The 16,231-nt window shown below is 61.1% G+C and carries 12 protein-coding genes; 7 read left to right on the forward strand and 5 right to left on the reverse strand.

Features of this window, described 5'->3' with window-relative positions; genetic code table 11:
• Window positions 1-20: 20 nt before the first annotated feature.
• Window positions 21-776: an IclR family transcriptional regulator gene (locus ACJJVH_RS26015; protein WP_113393337.1), complete on the reverse strand. Its 756-nt coding sequence runs from the start codon at window positions 774-776 to the stop codon at window positions 21-23.
• A gap of 152 nt (window positions 777-928) precedes the next feature.
• On the opposite strand from ACJJVH_RS26015, the gene ACJJVH_RS26020 reads away from it, so the two are divergent.
• From ACJJVH_RS26020 to ACJJVH_RS26035, 4 genes are all read left to right on the forward strand, one after another.
• Window positions 929-1,636: a 3-oxoacid CoA-transferase subunit A gene (locus tag ACJJVH_RS26020; protein ID WP_113393336.1), complete on the forward strand. Its 708-nt coding sequence runs from the start codon at window positions 929-931 to the stop codon at window positions 1,634-1,636.
• Window positions 1,633-2,322 (forward strand): CoA transferase subunit B, encoded by a 690-nt coding sequence (locus ACJJVH_RS26025; RefSeq protein ID WP_162703980.1) that lies wholly within the window; start codon window positions 1,633-1,635, stop codon window positions 2,320-2,322. Before ACJJVH_RS26020 ends, ACJJVH_RS26025 begins: the two co-directional genes overlap by 4 nt.
• A gap of 112 nt (window positions 2,323-2,434) precedes the next feature.
• Window positions 2,435-3,640 (forward strand): 3-oxoadipyl-CoA thiolase, encoded by a 1,206-nt coding sequence (gene pcaF / locus ACJJVH_RS26030; RefSeq protein ID WP_412065525.1) that lies wholly within the window; start codon window positions 2,435-2,437, stop codon window positions 3,638-3,640.
• Window positions 3,641-3,794: 154 nt separating this feature from the next.
• Window positions 3,795-6,116 carry a cation:proton antiporter gene (locus tag ACJJVH_RS26035; protein WP_412065526.1) on the forward strand — a complete coding sequence of 774 codons (2,322 nt, stop codon included), beginning with the start codon at window positions 3,795-3,797 and terminating at the stop codon, window positions 6,114-6,116.
• Here the strand turns inward: ACJJVH_RS26035 and ACJJVH_RS26040 are convergent.
• On the reverse strand, window positions 6,106-6,498 hold the full coding sequence (locus ACJJVH_RS26040) for an ester cyclase (RefSeq protein WP_113434314.1): 393 nt from the start codon (window positions 6,496-6,498) through the stop codon (window positions 6,106-6,108). The genes ACJJVH_RS26035 and ACJJVH_RS26040 overlap by 11 nt on opposite strands.
• A gap of 22 nt (window positions 6,499-6,520) precedes the next feature.
• Window positions 6,521-8,512, reverse strand: coding sequence for a putative bifunctional diguanylate cyclase/phosphodiesterase (locus ACJJVH_RS26045; protein WP_412065527.1), 1,992 nt, complete (start codon window positions 8,510-8,512; stop codon window positions 6,521-6,523).
• Between the two features lie 203 nt (window positions 8,513-8,715).
• Between ACJJVH_RS26045 and ACJJVH_RS26050 the strand changes: the two genes are divergently transcribed.
• On the forward strand, window positions 8,716-9,747 hold the full coding sequence (locus ACJJVH_RS26050) for a class I SAM-dependent methyltransferase (protein ID WP_113370569.1): 1,032 nt from the start codon (window positions 8,716-8,718) through the stop codon (window positions 9,745-9,747).
• Between the two features lie 369 nt (window positions 9,748-10,116).
• On the opposite strand, the gene ACJJVH_RS26055 is transcribed toward ACJJVH_RS26050, so the two are convergent.
• Both ACJJVH_RS26055 and ACJJVH_RS26060 read right to left on the reverse strand, forming a co-directional pair.
• Window positions 10,117-10,359, reverse strand: coding sequence for a DUF1127 domain-containing protein (locus ACJJVH_RS26055; RefSeq protein WP_412065528.1), 243 nt, complete (start codon window positions 10,357-10,359; stop codon window positions 10,117-10,119).
• 458 nt (window positions 10,360-10,817) lie between these two features.
• The gene (locus ACJJVH_RS26060) at window positions 10,818-12,377 is read right to left on the reverse strand and encodes a B12-binding domain-containing radical SAM protein (protein ID WP_112798820.1); all 1,560 of its coding nucleotides are present in this window, start codon (window positions 12,375-12,377) and stop codon (window positions 10,818-10,820) included.
• A 331-nt stretch (window positions 12,378-12,708) separates the two neighbouring features.
• Here ACJJVH_RS26060 and ACJJVH_RS26065 point away from each other — a divergent pair, with 331 nt between their 5' ends.
• Window positions 12,709-13,908: an MFS transporter gene (locus ACJJVH_RS26065; protein WP_412065529.1), complete on the forward strand. Its 1,200-nt coding sequence runs from the start codon at window positions 12,709-12,711 to the stop codon at window positions 13,906-13,908.
• Between the two features lie 369 nt (window positions 13,909-14,277).
• Entirely contained in the window at window positions 14,278-16,161 is a 1,884-nt protein-coding gene (locus ACJJVH_RS26070) for an MFS transporter (RefSeq protein ID WP_112798823.1), read from the forward strand.
• Window positions 16,162-16,231 lie beyond the last annotated feature (70 nt).

The following is a 16,231-nucleotide window of genomic DNA, read 5'->3' on the forward strand; positions in this document are numbered from 1 at the left end:
TGGCCCCGAAGACGCGAAAGTTAAGGCAGCACCAGCCGCAGTGCCTTTTGTGTCTCCTTCAGCAACGGCAGAAACCGCTCCGCCATGTCGGAAGCGGCGACGTAAGCCGCTGGTGCGCCGATATTGATCGCCGCCACGGTCCGGCCGCGATCGTTTTCGACTGGCACGGCAATCGAGCAGAGCCCGATCTCCAGCTCCTGGTCGATGACGGCGTAGCCCTGCTCCTTTACCCGACGGAATTCCGCCATCAGCGCCTCCGGATCGGTCCTCGTATTCGGCGTGTTCGCCTTGAGGTCTGTCCGCTCAAGCACCGAGCGCGCCTCGCTTTCCGGCAAGGCGGCCAGCAGGACGCGGCCCATGGAGGCACAGAAGGCCGGAAGGCGGCTGCCCGGGGTCAGATTGATCGACATCACCCGGCGCTGAGCGGCGCGGGCGATATAGACCACTTCCGTCCCGTCAAGCACGGAAGCAGACGCATTCTGCCCGGCGCGCTCGGCCAGCTGATCGAGATACGGCTGAATGATGATCGGCAACGGCGTCGCGGCAAGATAGGCATGGCCCAGCCGGAGGATCTTCGGCGTGAGCGTGAAGAACTTCCCGTCATAGACGGCATAACCGAGCTCGGAGAGCGTCAGCAACGAACGTCGTACGGTGGCGCGGTCGAGCCCAGTGAGCTTCGACGCCTCGGCGATCGTCAGGCGCTGGCGCGTCTCGCCGAAGGCCTCGATGACCTTCAATCCCTTGGCAAAGCCGCTGACGAAATCCGTTTCGCGCATCTCAGATCCTCAATTCGACGTCATTTTGTGCGATATATGAACAAATGTCAAATATCGCACAAAATGATTGCCGCCCGGCCTATGCTGATCTATTCGAAAAGAAGAGGACGGGTCGTCTCAATCCGCCCGCAATGGCAAACGGGAGAATCCGCATGGACAAGACAATCGCGAGCACGGCGGCTGCCGTCTCGGACATCGGCGATGGCGCGACCGTCATGATCGGCGGTTTTGGCGGCTCCGGCGCGCCGATCGAACTCATTCACGCGCTGATCGACAAAGGCCCGAAGAACCTGACCGTCATCAACAACAATGCCGGCAACGGGCGTATCGGCATTGCCGCGATGATCGATGCCGGCATGGTCAGGAAGATGATCTGCTCCTTCCCGCGCTCATCCGATCCACGCGCGTTCACGGACCGCTACCTGGCCGGCGAAATCGAACTGGAACTGGTGCCACAGGGGACTCTCGCCGAACGCATCCGGGCTGGCGGTGCGGGCATTCCGGCTTTCTACACGCCGACCGCCTATGGCACCGAACTCGCCAACGGCAAGGTCATCGCGGAATTCGATGGCCGCCACTATGTTCAGGAGCGCTGGCTCAAGGCCGATTTTGCCATCGTCAAGGCGCAAGTCGGCGATGTGCAGGGCAATCTCATCTACAACAAGGCCGGTCGCAACTTTAATCCGCTGATGTGCATGGCCGCGACCAGGACGATCGCTCAAGTCTCGAAAATCGTCGCCGCCGGCGAACTCGACCCCGAGCACATCGTTACCCCCGGCATCTTCGTCGACGGCGTCGTAGAAGTCGCCGATCCGCAACAGGAAGAAGATCTTATCCGAGCCGGAGTGGCATACGCATGACCATCGATACACGCGAAGACATCAAGCTCTCCAACGCCCAGATCGCCTGGCGCGCGGCGCAGGACATCCAGGACGGCGCCTATGTTAACCTCGGCATCGGCTTTCCGGAAATGGTCGCCCGCTACCAGCCTCCGGGCCGTCAGGCAATCTTCCACACCGAAAACGGCATCCTGAACTTCGGCGAGCCGCCGGCGGAGGGCGAGGAAGATTGGGACCTGATCAACGCCGGCAAGAAGGCCGTGACGCTGAAGCCCGGCGCCTCCTTCTTCCATCACGCCGACAGTTTCGCCATGGTGCGCGGCGGCCATCTGGATGTCGCCATCCTCGGCGCCTATCAGGTAGCGCAGAATGGCGACCTCGCCAACTGGCGCGTCGGCTCCAAGGGCGTGCCCGCCGTCGGCGGCGCCATGGACCTGGTGCACGGCGCCAAGCAGGTTTTCGTCATCACCGAACATGTGACCAAGGACGGCAAGCCGAAGCTGGTGGAGGCCTGCACCTTCCCGCTGACCGGCGTCGGCTGCATCACCCGCGTCTATACAAGCCATGCGGTCATCGACATCGCCAAAGAAGGCTTCGTGGTGCGCGAGAAACTCGCTGCCATGACGATGGACGAGCTGCAGGCGATGACCGGCGCGCCGCTCCATACGGACCGCCCCGTTGCGGACCTCATCGTGCCGACGCTCTAAAGCATGTTGCGATCTTTCAGATTCGCCCGGTATGCTTTAAGCTTATAATAATTCGCAGGTCGTTATCGCAATCGCCGTAGATGTTTGCGCGACTTGCAGTAGGGAGAAGACCATGACCGACGCCTTCATCTGTGACTATATCCGCACCCCGATCGGCCGCTTCGGCGGATCGCTTTCTTCCGTCCGCGCCGACGACCTTGGCGCCGTGCCACTGAAGGCGCTGATCGAGCGCAACGGCTCGGTCGACTGGGAAGCCATCGACGACGTGATCTATGGCTGCGCCAACCAGGCCGGTGAGGACAATCGCAATGTCGCGCGCATGGCAAGCCTGCTTGCCGGCCTGCCGATCTCTGTACCGGGCACGACGATCAACCGGCTTTGCGGCTCGGGCATGGACGCGATCATCGCCGCCGCTCGCGCCATCCGTGCTGGCGAGGCCGATCTGATGATCGCCGGCGGCGTCGAGAGCATGTCGCGCGCGCCCTTCGTCATGCCGAAGGCCGAAAGCGCTTTTTCGCGCAACGCCGAAATCTACGACACCACCATCGGCTGGCGCTTCATCAATCCGGTGATGAAAAAGCAGTATGGCGTCGATTCCATGCCGGAGACCGGCGAAAATGTCGCCGAGGACTACAAGGTCAGCCGGGAGGATCAGGATGCCTTTGCCGTCCGCTCGCAGGCGAAGGCCGCCGCAGCGCAGGAGAACGGCCGGCTCGCCAAGGAAATCACGCCAGTCACGATTCCGCAGCGCAAGGGCGATCCGGTCGTCATCGGCAAGGATGAGCATCCGCGCGCGACCTCGATGGAAGCGCTAGCCAAGCTCGGCACACCCTTCAAGAAGGAAGGCGGTACGGTGACGGCCGGCAACGCATCCGGTGTCAACGATGGCGCCGCCGCCCTCATCATCGCCTCCGAAGCGGCTGCGAAGAAATACGGCCTGACGCCGATCGCGCGCATTCTCGGCGGTGCGGCTGCCGGCGTCGCCCCGCGCATCATGGGCATCGGCCCGGTTCCCGCCTCGCGCAAGCTGATGGCCCGGCTCGGCATGCGCCAGGAACAGTTCGACGTCATCGAACTCAACGAAGCCTTCGCCTCGCAGGGGCTTGCCGTGCTGCGCGAACTCGGCATTGCCGACGACGACGCACGCGTCAATCGCAATGGCGGCGCCATCGCGCTCGGCCATCCCCTCGGCATGTCCGGCGCGCGCATCACCGGCACCGCTGCGCTTGAGTTGAAGGAAACCGGCGGCCGCTATTCGCTGTCGACCATGTGCATCGGCGTCGGCCAGGGCATTGCCATCGCCCTCGAACGGGTCTGACCTCCGGGTCATATCGGTCCGCCGCCACATGAGTGGCGGACCACGCCTGCCGGCAAGCCGCAAAGACCGGTTCCATTAAGTCGGCAATTACAGATTGCGAGCGGGAACGGCAGACGCTCTGGCGCGTTTTCCTGCTGCTCAGTGGGATCTATTCATGCCGTCACGCCAGAAATTCCTAAAATCGTTTCCTTCAGCCGCTTTCATCATTCTCATTACCTTCATCCTGTCGCTGTCGATCGCGCAAACCGCCTTTGCCGCCGAGGGGCAGAAGGCCAGCCATCCGTCGGAAGGGCTATTCCTGGTCCAGATCGTTCTGCTGGTGGTATCGGGCAGATTGCTCGGCGAATTGATGGTGCGGATCGGACAGCCCTCGATCATGGGCCAGATCATCGCCGGCATCATTCTCGGCCCTTCTCTTCTGGGTCTCGCTTTCCCGCATGTGCAGGCAAGCCTCTTTCCCTCGAACGAGGCGCAAAAGAGCATGGCCGATGCGGTCGGTCAGCTCGGTATCCTCTTCCTCCTGCTGCTGGCCGGCATGGAAACCGATCTGGGCCTGGCGAAGCGCCTGCGCAAATCCGCGGCCGGCGTGTCGCTGACGGGCATCGTCATTCCCTTCGCCGCGGGCTTTGCCCTGGGCGAACTTCTTCCCGACGCCCTGCTTCCCGATCCCGAAAAGCGGCTGGTCACATCGCTTTTTCTCGGCACCGCGCTTTCCATCTCCTCGGTGAAGATCGTCGCCTCCGTCGTCCGCGAGATGGACTTCATGCGCAGGAACATCGGTCAGCTGATCGTCGCTTCCGCGATCATCGACGATACCGTGGGCTGGGTAATCATCGCCATAACCTTCGGCCTTGCCGAAAAAGGAATGGTCGACCTTCCGACACTGGCAACCAGCGTCATCGGCACGCTGGCCTTCATGGCCGTCAGCTTCACGGTCGGCCGGCGGATCGTTTTCGAAATCATCCGCTGGACCAACGACAATTTTCGCAGTGACCTGCCCGTGCTCAGCGCCATCATAGCGATCATGGGCACGATGGCGATCATCACCAATCTCATCGGAGTTCATACGGTGCTCGGCGCCTTCGTCGCGGGCATTCTCGTCGGCGAATCTCCGATCCTCACCCGCCAGATCGATGTCCAGCTCCGTGCCCTGACGACGGCGCTGTTCATGCCCGTCTTCTTCGGGCTGACCGGCCTGCAGACCGATCTGACCGTACTTGCCGATCCCTCCATCCTGCTGCTGACAGCCGCTGTCGTGCTGATCGCAAGCATCGGCAAGTTCGGAGGAGCCTTTGCCGCCGCCAAGATCAGCGGCTACTCAGCATCGGAAGCTCTGGCGCTCGGTTGCGGCATGAACGCCAGAGGCTCGACGGAAGTGATCGTCGCGACCATTGGCCTCTCCGTAGGCGTGCTGGACGAGAAGCTGTTCTCCGTCATCGTCGCCATGGCGGTCATCACCACGATGGCGATGCCGCCGACGCTTCGCTGGGCGCTGGCCCGCCTGCCGCTACGCGAAGAAGAACGCGACCGGCTCGAGCGCGAGCAATTCGAAAGAGAAAGCTTCCTGGCAAATTTCGAGCGCATTCTACTGGCGGTCGACGGTTCGCAAAGCAGCCGTCTTGCAACCTGGATCGCCGCCTTCTTTGCCGCAACGCACAAGATGCCGGTCACCGTTCTCGACGTGAGGGAAGCCGATGACGCCAGGGAGAATGCGGAGACACCGGCGCGATCGTCCTCCCAGGCGCGAACGGTGGCTGACGATCTCCGGCAATGCGCAACGGATCTACTGTCATCGGCGCCGCCTGAGAAAAACATGGCGGCGCAAGGCGATATCCACGTTACGATCCGGGAGAAGGACGACAAGATCGAAGCGGTGCTGGACGATGTATCGGGCACCGGCCACGACCTTCTGTTCACCGGTATAGAACCCTCCATGGGCGACGACGGCCGCTTCAGCGCGCCCTTGCAGACCATGACCTCCGCCTTCCATGGAACGTCGGCTATCGTGACAGCGCGCGGACCGCTTCCGGAGCGCCCTCAGGATCTGCGAATCCTGCTGCCCGTCAGCGGGACGGAGCGATCCGTTCGCGCGGCGGAGTTCGGGCTTTCCATGGCCAAGGCGGCCGGCGTGCATTGCACCCTCCTGCTGATCGTCGAGCCACGGCAGGTCAGCGCCCTTCCGCGCATCAGCGATCGCGACAACGACCAACGGGACGTTTTGAACAAGGTCGGGGCAATCGCGGACTATTACGGTGTAGAGCTGAAGAAGGTCGTCCAGCAGGGGCCATCTCCCGAATTGTCGATCCTGCGGCATGCACGCGGCGGACAATATAATCTGATCGTGCTCGGGGTGAGCAAGCGCGCCAGCGGCAGCCTCTCCTATGGCAGCGTGGCCGATACCTTGCTGCAGACGGCCGACAGATCCTGCATTTTCATCGAAACCGATCTGGCGAACGCGCCGGCGGTCACGAATTGAGCTGGGCTGCGATCGCAGCCTTGTCTATGATCGACCAGACGCTGCGGATCCGCCCATCCACAAACTCATAGAAGACGTTCTCGGCAAACTGCACCCTCTTGCCGTTTACGGGCATGCCGAACAAGGCACCCTTCGGCGTACAATCGAACTGCAGCCGGCTTGCGATGCGTGGCGGTTCGCAAATCAGCAGCCGGATATCGAAATGGAGATCGGGAATGGCGCGAAAATCGCCTTCGAGCATTTCGCGGTAGCCCGGTAACCCGACAAAATCGCCGTTGTAGTGAACGTCTTGGTGGACATAGCTGCCAAGGTTCTGCCAGTCCTGCCCGTTCAGGCAGGCAATGTAGCCGCGATAGATGTCGGACAGGTCGACGCTAGCCATTCATACAGCCTTCGGCCAAGGTTCAGGCCGATGCCTGCAAACGGGGCCTGCCCGCTTGCCTCATCGCGATCGGGTGCTTCAGCGGCGGCGCCGGCCGGCCGATATGATATCCCTGGACCGCATCGATGCCAAAGGATTTGACGAGATCGAGCTGCTTCTCATTCTCGACCCCTTCGACGAGGATGCGATGCCCGCGATTGCGCACCAGGCCAATAATGTCTTCGAGAAGAACCTTGGCGCCCTCGTTGTCCGCGGCATCGTGGAGGAACGACTTGTCGATCTTGACGGTCTCGAAATCCATCAGGCGAAGCCAGGACAACCCGGCGAAGCCTGTGCCGAAATCGTCCAGCCAGAATTTGATGCCGAGCTTCTTCAGATCCTGGATGCTGTCGAGCACATCGGGGCGTATCTCCATGTCGACGCCTTCGGTGATCTCGAACGCGATCCTGTGCCCTGAAACGCCCGTTTCAGCCAATATGCCGGCAACTTGCGCCGCAAAGCCCGGAGCCCGCAACTGGATCGGAGACACATTGATGCTCACCGTGTCGACGATATCGCGGAACAGCAGTTCGCAACACGCGCGCCTGATCGCCCAGTAACCGAGCTCGATAATGGCGCCGGTGCGCTCCGCGATCGGGATGAAGACCGCAGGAGAGGAACTCGACCCATCGAGCAATTGCAGGCGCATCAAAGCCTCATAAGCACCGATCTCGCCTGTCTCAAGATACAGGATCGGCTGATAAACCAGCGAGACGAGGTTTTGCTGGACCGCGATCTTCAGGATCGCCGCGATGTTTTCGCTGGCATCGCCGCCGGGCAACTCGTTCGGATCGAACAGCCGGGCGCAGTTGCGACCGCTGGCCTTGGCGGAATAAAGAGCGCGGTCGGCTTCATTGATGACGTTTTCCAGCTTGGTGCCGGCCACGTCCCTGACAACGGTCGCCCCAACGCTCACGGTGACATGCCGGAAGCCGTCGAGGCGCTGCGCGTGAACGATATCGAGATCTTCGATCCCGTGACAGATGGCTTCCGCCAGCGCCAGCGCGTCCGCTCCGCGCTCCAGATCGAGAATGACGATAAACTCCTCGCCGCCATATCGTCCGACGGTCGCGCCCAGGGGAGCGACGATGTCCGACAGGGCATTGGCGACCGTGACGAGGCAATGGTCGCCTTCCTGATGCCCATAATAGTCGTTGTACTTCTTGAAGAAATCGACATCGACCAGCAGCACCGCAAACGCCACTCCGTCTTCGCGCCAGCGCTCCCAGAATTGCTTCAGCCTTATGTCCGCAGCGCGCCGGTTTTCCATTCCGGTCAGGGAATCGGTAATGGACAGGCGCAGAAGGGCTTCTCCCCGCTCCGTCGCCTGACGCTGCTGCAACTCGGCTTCCCTGGCATTGAGGAAAACGTTGAAGCGTTCCTTGTTCAGCTTCCAATTCACATAGGACGTGAAGACGAAGCAGCAGAGATAGAAGGTCGTAAATGCCAGGCAATAGGCAGGGCTATAGTGAAATTCGATGAGCGAGAGCAGGAAGGACGTAAAGATGAGCCCGGACGAAGCGATCGCCAAGCCGAATTCAAGGCTGAAGAACAGGTTGACGCCCATCATGAAGATCGCGCCGAAGGCCGCATAATAGGAGAAGGCTTCGGCATTGGCGGTCTGCAGTGCGGGCACGAGCCACACCACGTAGCCCAGGACCACAGCGGCGGCACATGTCGCCTCGAGCTCTCCCGCCCGACGGCCGCGGGAGAATTGGATCTCCAGAACCAGAAGCGAAGTACCGCCGATGAGGAACCGCGCCGGAATGGTCACGCTCGACACGTCGGGGATGAAGATCAGGTCCGTTATCAGGAAGAGGACATAGACGGGGACGGCAAGCCACAGGCCGCTGCGAGCCAGGGCACGGCGCGCCTCGTTGCTGTAGTTCTTGTAGAGCGTGCGAAGTTCGGCAGCACGGCTCGCCCGGCGGATTTCTCCCCGGCCAAGATTACCTACCCCCGACAATCGACGCATGCCCACCATCACCCGAGTTAGCCGAGACTTCATGTCACCGCGTTACCTTTGCGCCGCTCGACTGAACAAATCGCCCGCCTCACCTGGCAGCTGACTTGGTCCGTTTGATAGCGACAGCGTTGCCGCAGTGACATTAACAAAACCATAGCACCCAATTTTTACATGAGATATGGTTTGCATAGTGTTCACGGAATCATTTAAAATTGAAACAATTTCAAACTGCTCTAGACGGCTATAGCCTTGTTACCGCGCAGTCCATTTCGGAACATGCGAGATCATCGGGTAACATTCTAACTTCCGACCAGATTAAGGAGGGCGAAGCAGAGCTAGCCCTCATTCTTTCTTTGACGCAGCAGGGTTTCGAAGCGAACGCCCCCGTTCAAGGCATCATGAAAGCCTTGACGGAACGTCTGCAGGCATTGATGAACAAATCGACCCCGCTCGTCTGGACGCATCTTGCCTCCGTCGCGCAGGCTCATCCCGTATCGGCCTTCCTGCTGCAGGACCCCTTGACGCGATGGTCCTTCGAGAAACCACGCGGCTATAGCGGCGACGCCTATCTCCTGGATTTCATCTACGAACATCCAAGCGTCGCAGCCCAGGTAAAGGCAGCGTCCGCGCTCGGCTCCGAAATTTACGATTTCACCCGCAGCGCTCCATCCGCCGTTGCGGTACGCGAGCGGCGGGATCTTCTTGCCGCACATGTCGATGCGGTGGCGGACGAGACCGACAATGCCGAAATTCTGGCGATCGCAGCGGGCCATCTGCGCGAAGCGGAGCTTTCCCAGGCTCTGAAAAACGACAGGCTCAAGCGCTGGATTGCGCTCGATCAGGACCCCATCAGCGTCGGGTCTGTGAGCTCGGCCTTCCACGGGAGCCGCGTCGAAGCAGTCAACGGTTCCGTCCGCACGATCCTGGGGCGGGCGCAAAAGCTCGGCTCATTCGATTTCATCTATGCCGCCGGCCTTTATGATTACCTTGCCGAAAACGTGGCCGTCCGGCTGACGGAGCGCTGCCTGCAGATGCTGAAGCCGGGCGGCAAGTTCCTGCTCGCGAATTTCGCCAAGGATATCGGTGTCGAAGGCTATATGGAAACCTTCATGAACTGGCCGCTGATCTGGCGCACGGACGAGGACGTCCAGGCGATCATCAACAAGGTCCGACACCATCTTGCCGACATTTCCGTGACCCGCGGCGAAAACGGCGGCGTGATCTACGCGGTCCTCACCGTGTAGCTCGCGACACCGGCTGGCTCGCGCCGCGGCCAGCCGCGTTGAGAACGTCAAGCGCCCGCCGCGAACGGCATCGCAGGGGAGAATGCCTCGCATCCTCCCCTGCAGGGTCCCTCGCGGGACATTCCATCGGTAAGCTGCCGCATACGCAATAGACGGGCCATTCCGTCTGCGGCCTTCTCTTTTCCGATCATCCTTCGGAAGATTGGGCCGATAGATGCATCGAGCGCGAACGGCATTCAAAGCTTTTCCGCTTTTCCTCGAATCGCAAAAGCGCTCTATCCTTTCGCCGTCACGCAATTCCGAACGGAAAACCGCAACGCACTTTTCCTGGAATTGCTCCGGCCGGTCTCTCGCCTGCACCCCGCCACCTCAGTTGAAGCGGCGAAGATGCGGCGGCAGATAGCCGGGGTATCCCAGAAAGTCTCCCCGCTCGGGAAGACCGATGTCGCGAAGCTGATGGTTCGATAGCTCGGATACCAGCTTGCGCGTCTGGCGCTGCCTCCAGATGACGAGCAGCAAGGCGCGCGCCGTCCTCCAGGCACCGAATTTCTGGTACAGTTCGTCAATCGTCGCCGTCAGATTGTCGGCAACCAGTAATTGTGAATACGTCATAGTGCTTTCCCGGCGCACTCATGCAGCCAGGTCCTCTTGAAGCTCGACCGGCTTCAGGAGCAGACGCACGGAAATGCGCCGATCGGTCCATCAGCAAGTCATGATGTGTTTATGGAAAAACGCCTAAGCGGCGGCAGATAACGCTATTTATAGGCGCTAAATAGCAGCTCGTCGCAGAATTGGCATGGCACATGCCGAACCGGTAACGAACACTCCGCCGGAGACGAACGTAAACATATGTGTATGATGCATTTCACGCCTCCTCTGTTTGATTTGCGGATGAGCCTATAATACGCAGGATCGGACAATCGGCAACCCCACAATTTCGAATTGTATATTTCCGGATAAATCTGTTGCCTCGCCGCAACAGTCGGCATTCCCGCATGCGCCCGACGCAGGAGCGCGTCTGCGCGACGGACACTTTCGTCCGAACCGGCTTCCCGAGCCTCGAGACGGGGTCAGAACGAATTGACGATGCCGCCGCCGGCACGCATCTGCTGAACCATGATGTGAGCATGGTAATGCATGGCGCACTTGATCGCGTAGATCTGCAGGATTACGGGCGAACGGCGATATCGCAGCAGGTGGAGCAGCCGCCGCCGATAGACGGCACGCAGATCCGCCTCTTTCACCCGGCCCATCAACCGGACGAAAATGCCGATCGCCTCCAGCACCCACATTGCATTGAGAACGAGCAGCCGCAGCGGATGCCGGCGCAAATGACGTAAGCGGCTGCTTTCCGGTTCGATATGGGCATCGATATAGAGCGCATCCAGGCGATCGAAATAGGCTGCCGGCTGATGCAGGTCGCTGAGAACGGAGAGATATCCATCCCGCAGGGTCTCCCGGGAGAGATTGAGAGGAATGACATTGGTGCCGAAGGCGGGCGGATCGTCGTGATCGAGCCTCCCCTCCTTGGCAAGACGGGTGTAGAGCGGCGTTTTCGGAATGGCGGCCAGCATGCCGATCATGGCGTTGACGATGCGCGCATCCTTGATGAAGACGCGCTGCGCGTCGAAGATGGTCGCATCGTCGCTGTCGAAGCCGAGGATCATGCCGCACCAGACCTCCATGCCGGTCTGCTGGATCGCATGGATCTTATCCAGCATGGTTCCGCCCTTGCGCAGGTTCTGCAGCTTTTTGGTCTCGCGCAGCGCCGCCTCGTTCGGCGTCTCGATGCCGATGAAGACGACACGGATATTGGCATCGACCATCAACTGCATCAATTCCGCATCGTCGGCGAGGTCGATCGACGCCTCGGTCAGAAACGTCATCGGATAATGGTGGCGTTGCTGCCAGGCGACGACATCGCGCAAGACATCCTTGATCGCCTTCTTGTTGCCGATCAGATTGTCGTCGACGATGAACGCCGTATCCATGCCCGACGCCATCAGGGCCTCCATCTCGGCGATGATCTGGGCGCTGGACTTGATGCGCGGCTTGCGGCCGAAGACCACGATGATGTCGCAGAAATCGCAGGTGAAGGGGCAGCCGCGCGAAAACTGGATGCTGCCGACCGCGTATTCATCCATCTTCAGGAGATCGAAACGCGGCACCGGCACCTTGCTCATATCCGTCTTGTCGGACTGTTCGTAGCGCCGCGCGTGGCAGCCCTGCTGCCATTCCTCCAGGAATTTCGGCCAGGTGTCCTCGGCCTCGCCGATGAATGAGACGTCGACGAGATTGCCGAAATACTCCTCCTTGACCGTAACCCAAGGTCCGCCGACAACGGTGAAACAGTTGCGTCGCTTGAGTTCGGTCAGGATTTCCGTCATCCGGAAACGCTGGACGATCATGCCCGTCAGCGCAACGATATCGGCCTTCTCGCAGAGGTCGTAATCTATCGGCTCGATATTCTCGTCGACTAGCGTAACAGCGTGACCGGCAGGCGTCAGCGCCGCAAGCAGCGGCAGACAGGCCACCGGCAGGTTGGCCTTCACATCGAAGAGCGGCAGCGCATGTTCCATGCCCCAGTAGGAGGTTTCGAAACGCGGATTGATGATGACGATATGAGCCATTGAACATGCCGCTCCACGACTTGAGGATCTGGTTCGGTGTTACCTTTGAGCCTGAATGTCACTTGCAGCCGCTTGCGCCCGCCGATAGCGGGCAAGCGGTTTCTTCCAGCATCGAGGCCGCTGTCTTAGCAGCCCTGTATGAGCTCAGGATTAAATTCCGGACGGCATCTGCCAGGTGCCTGTCGAGGCGCGGTCCATGGCGCCGGTGAGATTTTTTCGGCGGCGATGTCGAAATCGGCTGGCCGCAATCGTCTTTACTCCGGAAGCGCCGCGGGAGATGATTACCCGCTCCGCCGCACCTCGATCTGGGCCGGATGAAGGGAACTGCGAAATGAGTTCGTCCTACCGTTGGGTAATCGTCGGCGCCGGAGCGCTGATGAGCTGCGTCGCGCTCGGCGCGATGTTTTCGCTAGCGATCTTTCAGGTGCCGATGGCCGCCGACACCGGATGGTCGCATGCCGGCATCGCCACCGCCATGACGCTGAATTTCCTGGCAATGGGTTTGGGCGCCTTTGCCTGGGGCGCTGCAAGCGATCGTTTCGGCGTTCGCGTGGTGGTGCTGATCGGCGCGCTGCTGCTCGGGCTTGCGCTGGTGATGGCGAGCAGCGCCGGCTCGCTTCTGCAGTTCCAGCTGACCTATGGCATCCTCGTCGGCCTTGCCGCCAGCGCCTTCTTCGCGCCGATGATCGCGGCGGCGACGGCCTGGTTCGACGAAGGCAGGGGCCTTGCCGTCTCGCTGGTCTCGGCCGGCATGGGCGTAGCGCCGATGACCGTCTCGCCCTTCGCCCGCTATCTGATTTCCGCCTATGACTGGCGCTTCGCCATGCTGGCGATCGGCATCGTGGCGTGGATCCTGCTGATACCGGCGGCAATGCTTGTGCGTCGGGCACCGGCTCCTGCCGAAACCGCCGGCCCGGACGCGCCAGGGGAAGACCGAGGCGTGACGCTCGGTCGCATCTTCCGTTCGCCGCAATTCCTCGTTCTTGGCGCAACCTTCTTTGCCTGCTGTGCGGCCCATTCCGGCCCGATCTTCCATATGGTCAGCTATGCCACCCTCTGCGGCGTGGGGCCGATGGCAGCCGTCAGCATCTATAGCGTCGAGGGGCTTGCCGGGCTTGGCGGTCGATTGCTTTACGGAACGCTCGCCGACAGGCTTGGCGTCAAGCCGGTTCTGATCGCCGGCCTGCTGGTGCAGGCGATCGCGCTCGCCACCTACCTGCTGGTCAGCGAACTCGGCGAATTCTATGCGCTGGCGGTGGTCTTCGGCAGCGCCTATGGCGGAGTGATGCCGCTTTACGCGGTGCTGGCGCGCGAATATTTCGGGCCGCGCGTCATCGGCACCGTCTTCGGTGCGGCCTCCATGCTCTCGAGCATCGGCATGGCCGCCGGGCCGCTGATCGGCGGCTGGATATTCGATACCTACGCCAATTATTCCTGGCTGTTCATCGGCTCTTCCATGGTGGGTTTGGGCGCCGCCGCCATCGCGCTCGCCTTTCCGCCAATGCAGCGGCTACGGCCGCAGACGGCATGAGATAGGCCAGGATACACGCGGACCGACATCCGGGCACTTTGCCGGATGCGTCACATTTCACCGCGTGCCGCACGGCATCGCCCCACGAAAACCCCCGGCAGCAACGCACGGCAGGGGTAGATCGACGTTTCTTGATGCTTACACACAGTTTTCCATAAGCGACACCGGTTGCAGGCATTGCAATTTTCAATTTTTCGCCAACACTCGCACCTGCATCAGGTGCGTGATCTCCTGGGGGAGGGAATCAGGGGAGCACCCACTGGCGCGACTTTCCGCGCCCATCGGCAGGAAAGTCCTGCGTAATGTCATCATGGGGGACATGACACGGGTCTTTTGACCATGTCCCTGGTGCAACTGGAGGATTGATTCATGGCAACCACGTCCGTGGCCGCGACGAGCAGTCGAGGCATGACGAGGGAAGAGAAGAAGGTCATCTTCGCCTCTTCGCTCGGAACCGTGTTCGAATGGTACGATTTCTATCTCTATGGATCCTTGGCCGCCTTCATCGGCACGGCCTTTTTCAGCGACTATCCGGAAGCAACCCGCAACATCTTCGCCCTGCTGGCCTTTGCCGCTGGCTTCCTCGTGCGTCCGTTCGGCGCGCTGGTCTTCGGCCGGATCGGCGATCTCGTGGGACGCAAATACACCTTCCTCGTCACGATCCTGATCATGGGCCTCTCGACCTTCCTGGTCGGCATCCTCCCCGGGGCGGCAAGCTGGGGCATCCTCGCGCCGGTCATCCTGATCATCCTGCGCCTGCTGCAGGGCCTGGCACTTGGCGGCGAATATGGCGGGGCGGCAACTTACGTCGCCGAGCATGCGCCCGACAACAAGCGCGGCTACTACACATCCTGGATCCAGACGACCGCGACGCTCGGCCTGTTTCTGTCGCTGATCGTCATCCTGATCGTGCAGAATGCCGTCGGCAAGGATGCGTTTGCCGCCTGGGGCTGGCGCATTCCCTTCGTTCTGTCCTGCGTTCTGCTCGGCATTTCGGTCTGGATCCGGCTGTCGCTCAGTGAATCGCCGGCCTTCAAGAAGATGAAGGAAGAGGGCAAGGGCTCCAAGGCGCCGCTCTCCGAAGCCTTCGGCCAGTGGAAGAACGCCAAGATCGCCCTCATCGCCCTGCTCGGCCTTACCGCCGGCCAGGCTGTCGTCTGGTATGCCGGGCAGTTCTATTCGCTCTTCTTCCTGCAGAACGTGCTGAAGGTCGACGGCCAGTCGGTGAATATCATGATCGCGATCGCGCTTTTGATCGGCAGCGGCTTCTTCGTGTTCTTCGGCTGGCTCTCCGACAAGATCGGCCGCAAGCCGATCATCATGGCGGGGCTTGCCCTGGCGATCCTGACCTACTTCCCGCTGTTCGGTGCATTGACGCGGGCGGCCAATCCGGCGCTCGCCCAGGCTGAACAGACCATTCGCGCCACGGTCACGGCCGCCCCCGGCGATTGCACGTTCCAGTTCAATCCCGTCGGCACGGCGAAGTTCAACAACTCGTGCGACATCGCGACATCGTTCCTGTCGAAGTCGTCCGTGCCCTATACGATCGCCGAGGGACCGGCCGGCCAGCCGGCAACCGTCAAGGTCGGCGACGCGACTGTGACGTCCTACGATGCCGCCGCGGCCGGCGCCGACGCGGCGGCCAAGAACGCAGCCTTCTCGCACGACATGAACCTCGCCCTGCAGAAGGCCGGCTTTCCGCTGGCTCGCGATCCCGCCAAGGTGCCGGACGCCAGGCTCGACGCCTTTGTCGCCGCCAATCCCGAACTCGGGCTCAATGCGGCAACGATACGCGCCGGCGACAAGACGGTAACGCCGGTCGCCGATCTCGTGAAGGCAAAACTCCTGACGGCGGAACAGGCCGGCGGTGCGACCGACATGCCTGTCTATACCATAGCCAACGGTGGCGCCTTCAAAATGGTCGCCGATCCCGCAGCGATCAATTGGCCATTGACCATCCTGATCCTGACGATCCTCGTCATCTACGTGACCATGGTCTACGGCCCGATTGCCGCGATCCTGGTGGAGATGTTCCCGACCCGCATCCGCTACACCGGCATGTCGCTGCCCTATCATATCGGCAACGGCTGGTTCGGCGGCCTGCTTCCGGCAGCAGTCTTCGCCATGAGCGCCGCCAAGGGCGATATCTACTACGGCCTCTGGTATCCGATCGCTATCGCGGCAATGACGCTGATCATCGGCCTCATCTTCGTTCGCGAAACCAAGGGCGTCGATCTCAACGCCATCCAGTAATCATGCAGGAAGCCCGGCGCGATCTCAGCGCCGGGCTTTTTACGCATCCATCCCGAAACAGTTCCTGATT

The organism is Rhizobium sp. SYY.PMSO (assembly GCF_046840415.1).
Taxonomy (GTDB): domain Bacteria; phylum Pseudomonadota; class Alphaproteobacteria; order Rhizobiales; family Rhizobiaceae; genus Rhizobium.

What these genes read in the sequence shown, in the direction of transcription:
- ACJJVH_RS26070 (WP_112798823.1), top strand. Translation starts at nt 14,278, where the DNA reads ATGGCAACCACGTCCGTGGCCGCGACGAGCAGTCGAGGCATGACGAGG.
- ACJJVH_RS26065 (WP_412065529.1), top strand. Translation starts at nt 12,709, where the DNA reads ATGAGTTCGTCCTACCGTTGGGTAATCGTCGGCGCCGGAGCGCTGATG.
- ACJJVH_RS26060 (WP_112798820.1), bottom strand. Translation starts at nt 12,377, where the DNA reads ATGGCTCATATCGTCATCATCAATCCGCGTTTCGAAACCTCCTACTGG.
- ACJJVH_RS26035 (WP_412065526.1), top strand. Translation starts at nt 3,795, where the DNA reads ATGCCGTCACGCCAGAAATTCCTAAAATCGTTTCCTTCAGCCGCTTTC.
- pcaF (WP_412065525.1), top strand. Translation starts at nt 2,435, where the DNA reads ATGACCGACGCCTTCATCTGTGACTATATCCGCACCCCGATCGGCCGC.
- ACJJVH_RS26055 (WP_412065528.1), bottom strand. Translation starts at nt 10,359, where the DNA reads ATGACGTATTCACAATTACTGGTTGCCGACAATCTGACGGCGACGATT.
- ACJJVH_RS26025 (WP_162703980.1), top strand. Translation starts at nt 1,633, where the DNA reads ATGACCATCGATACACGCGAAGACATCAAGCTCTCCAACGCCCAGATC.
- ACJJVH_RS26045 (WP_412065527.1), bottom strand. Translation starts at nt 8,512, where the DNA reads ATGCGTCGATTGTCGGGGGTAGGTAATCTTGGCCGGGGAGAAATCCGC.
- ACJJVH_RS26020 (WP_113393336.1), top strand. Translation starts at nt 929, where the DNA reads ATGGACAAGACAATCGCGAGCACGGCGGCTGCCGTCTCGGACATCGGC.
- ACJJVH_RS26040 (WP_113434314.1), bottom strand. Translation starts at nt 6,498, where the DNA reads ATGGCTAGCGTCGACCTGTCCGACATCTATCGCGGCTACATTGCCTGC.
- ACJJVH_RS26015 (WP_113393337.1), bottom strand. Translation starts at nt 776, where the DNA reads ATGCGCGAAACGGATTTCGTCAGCGGCTTTGCCAAGGGATTGAAGGTC.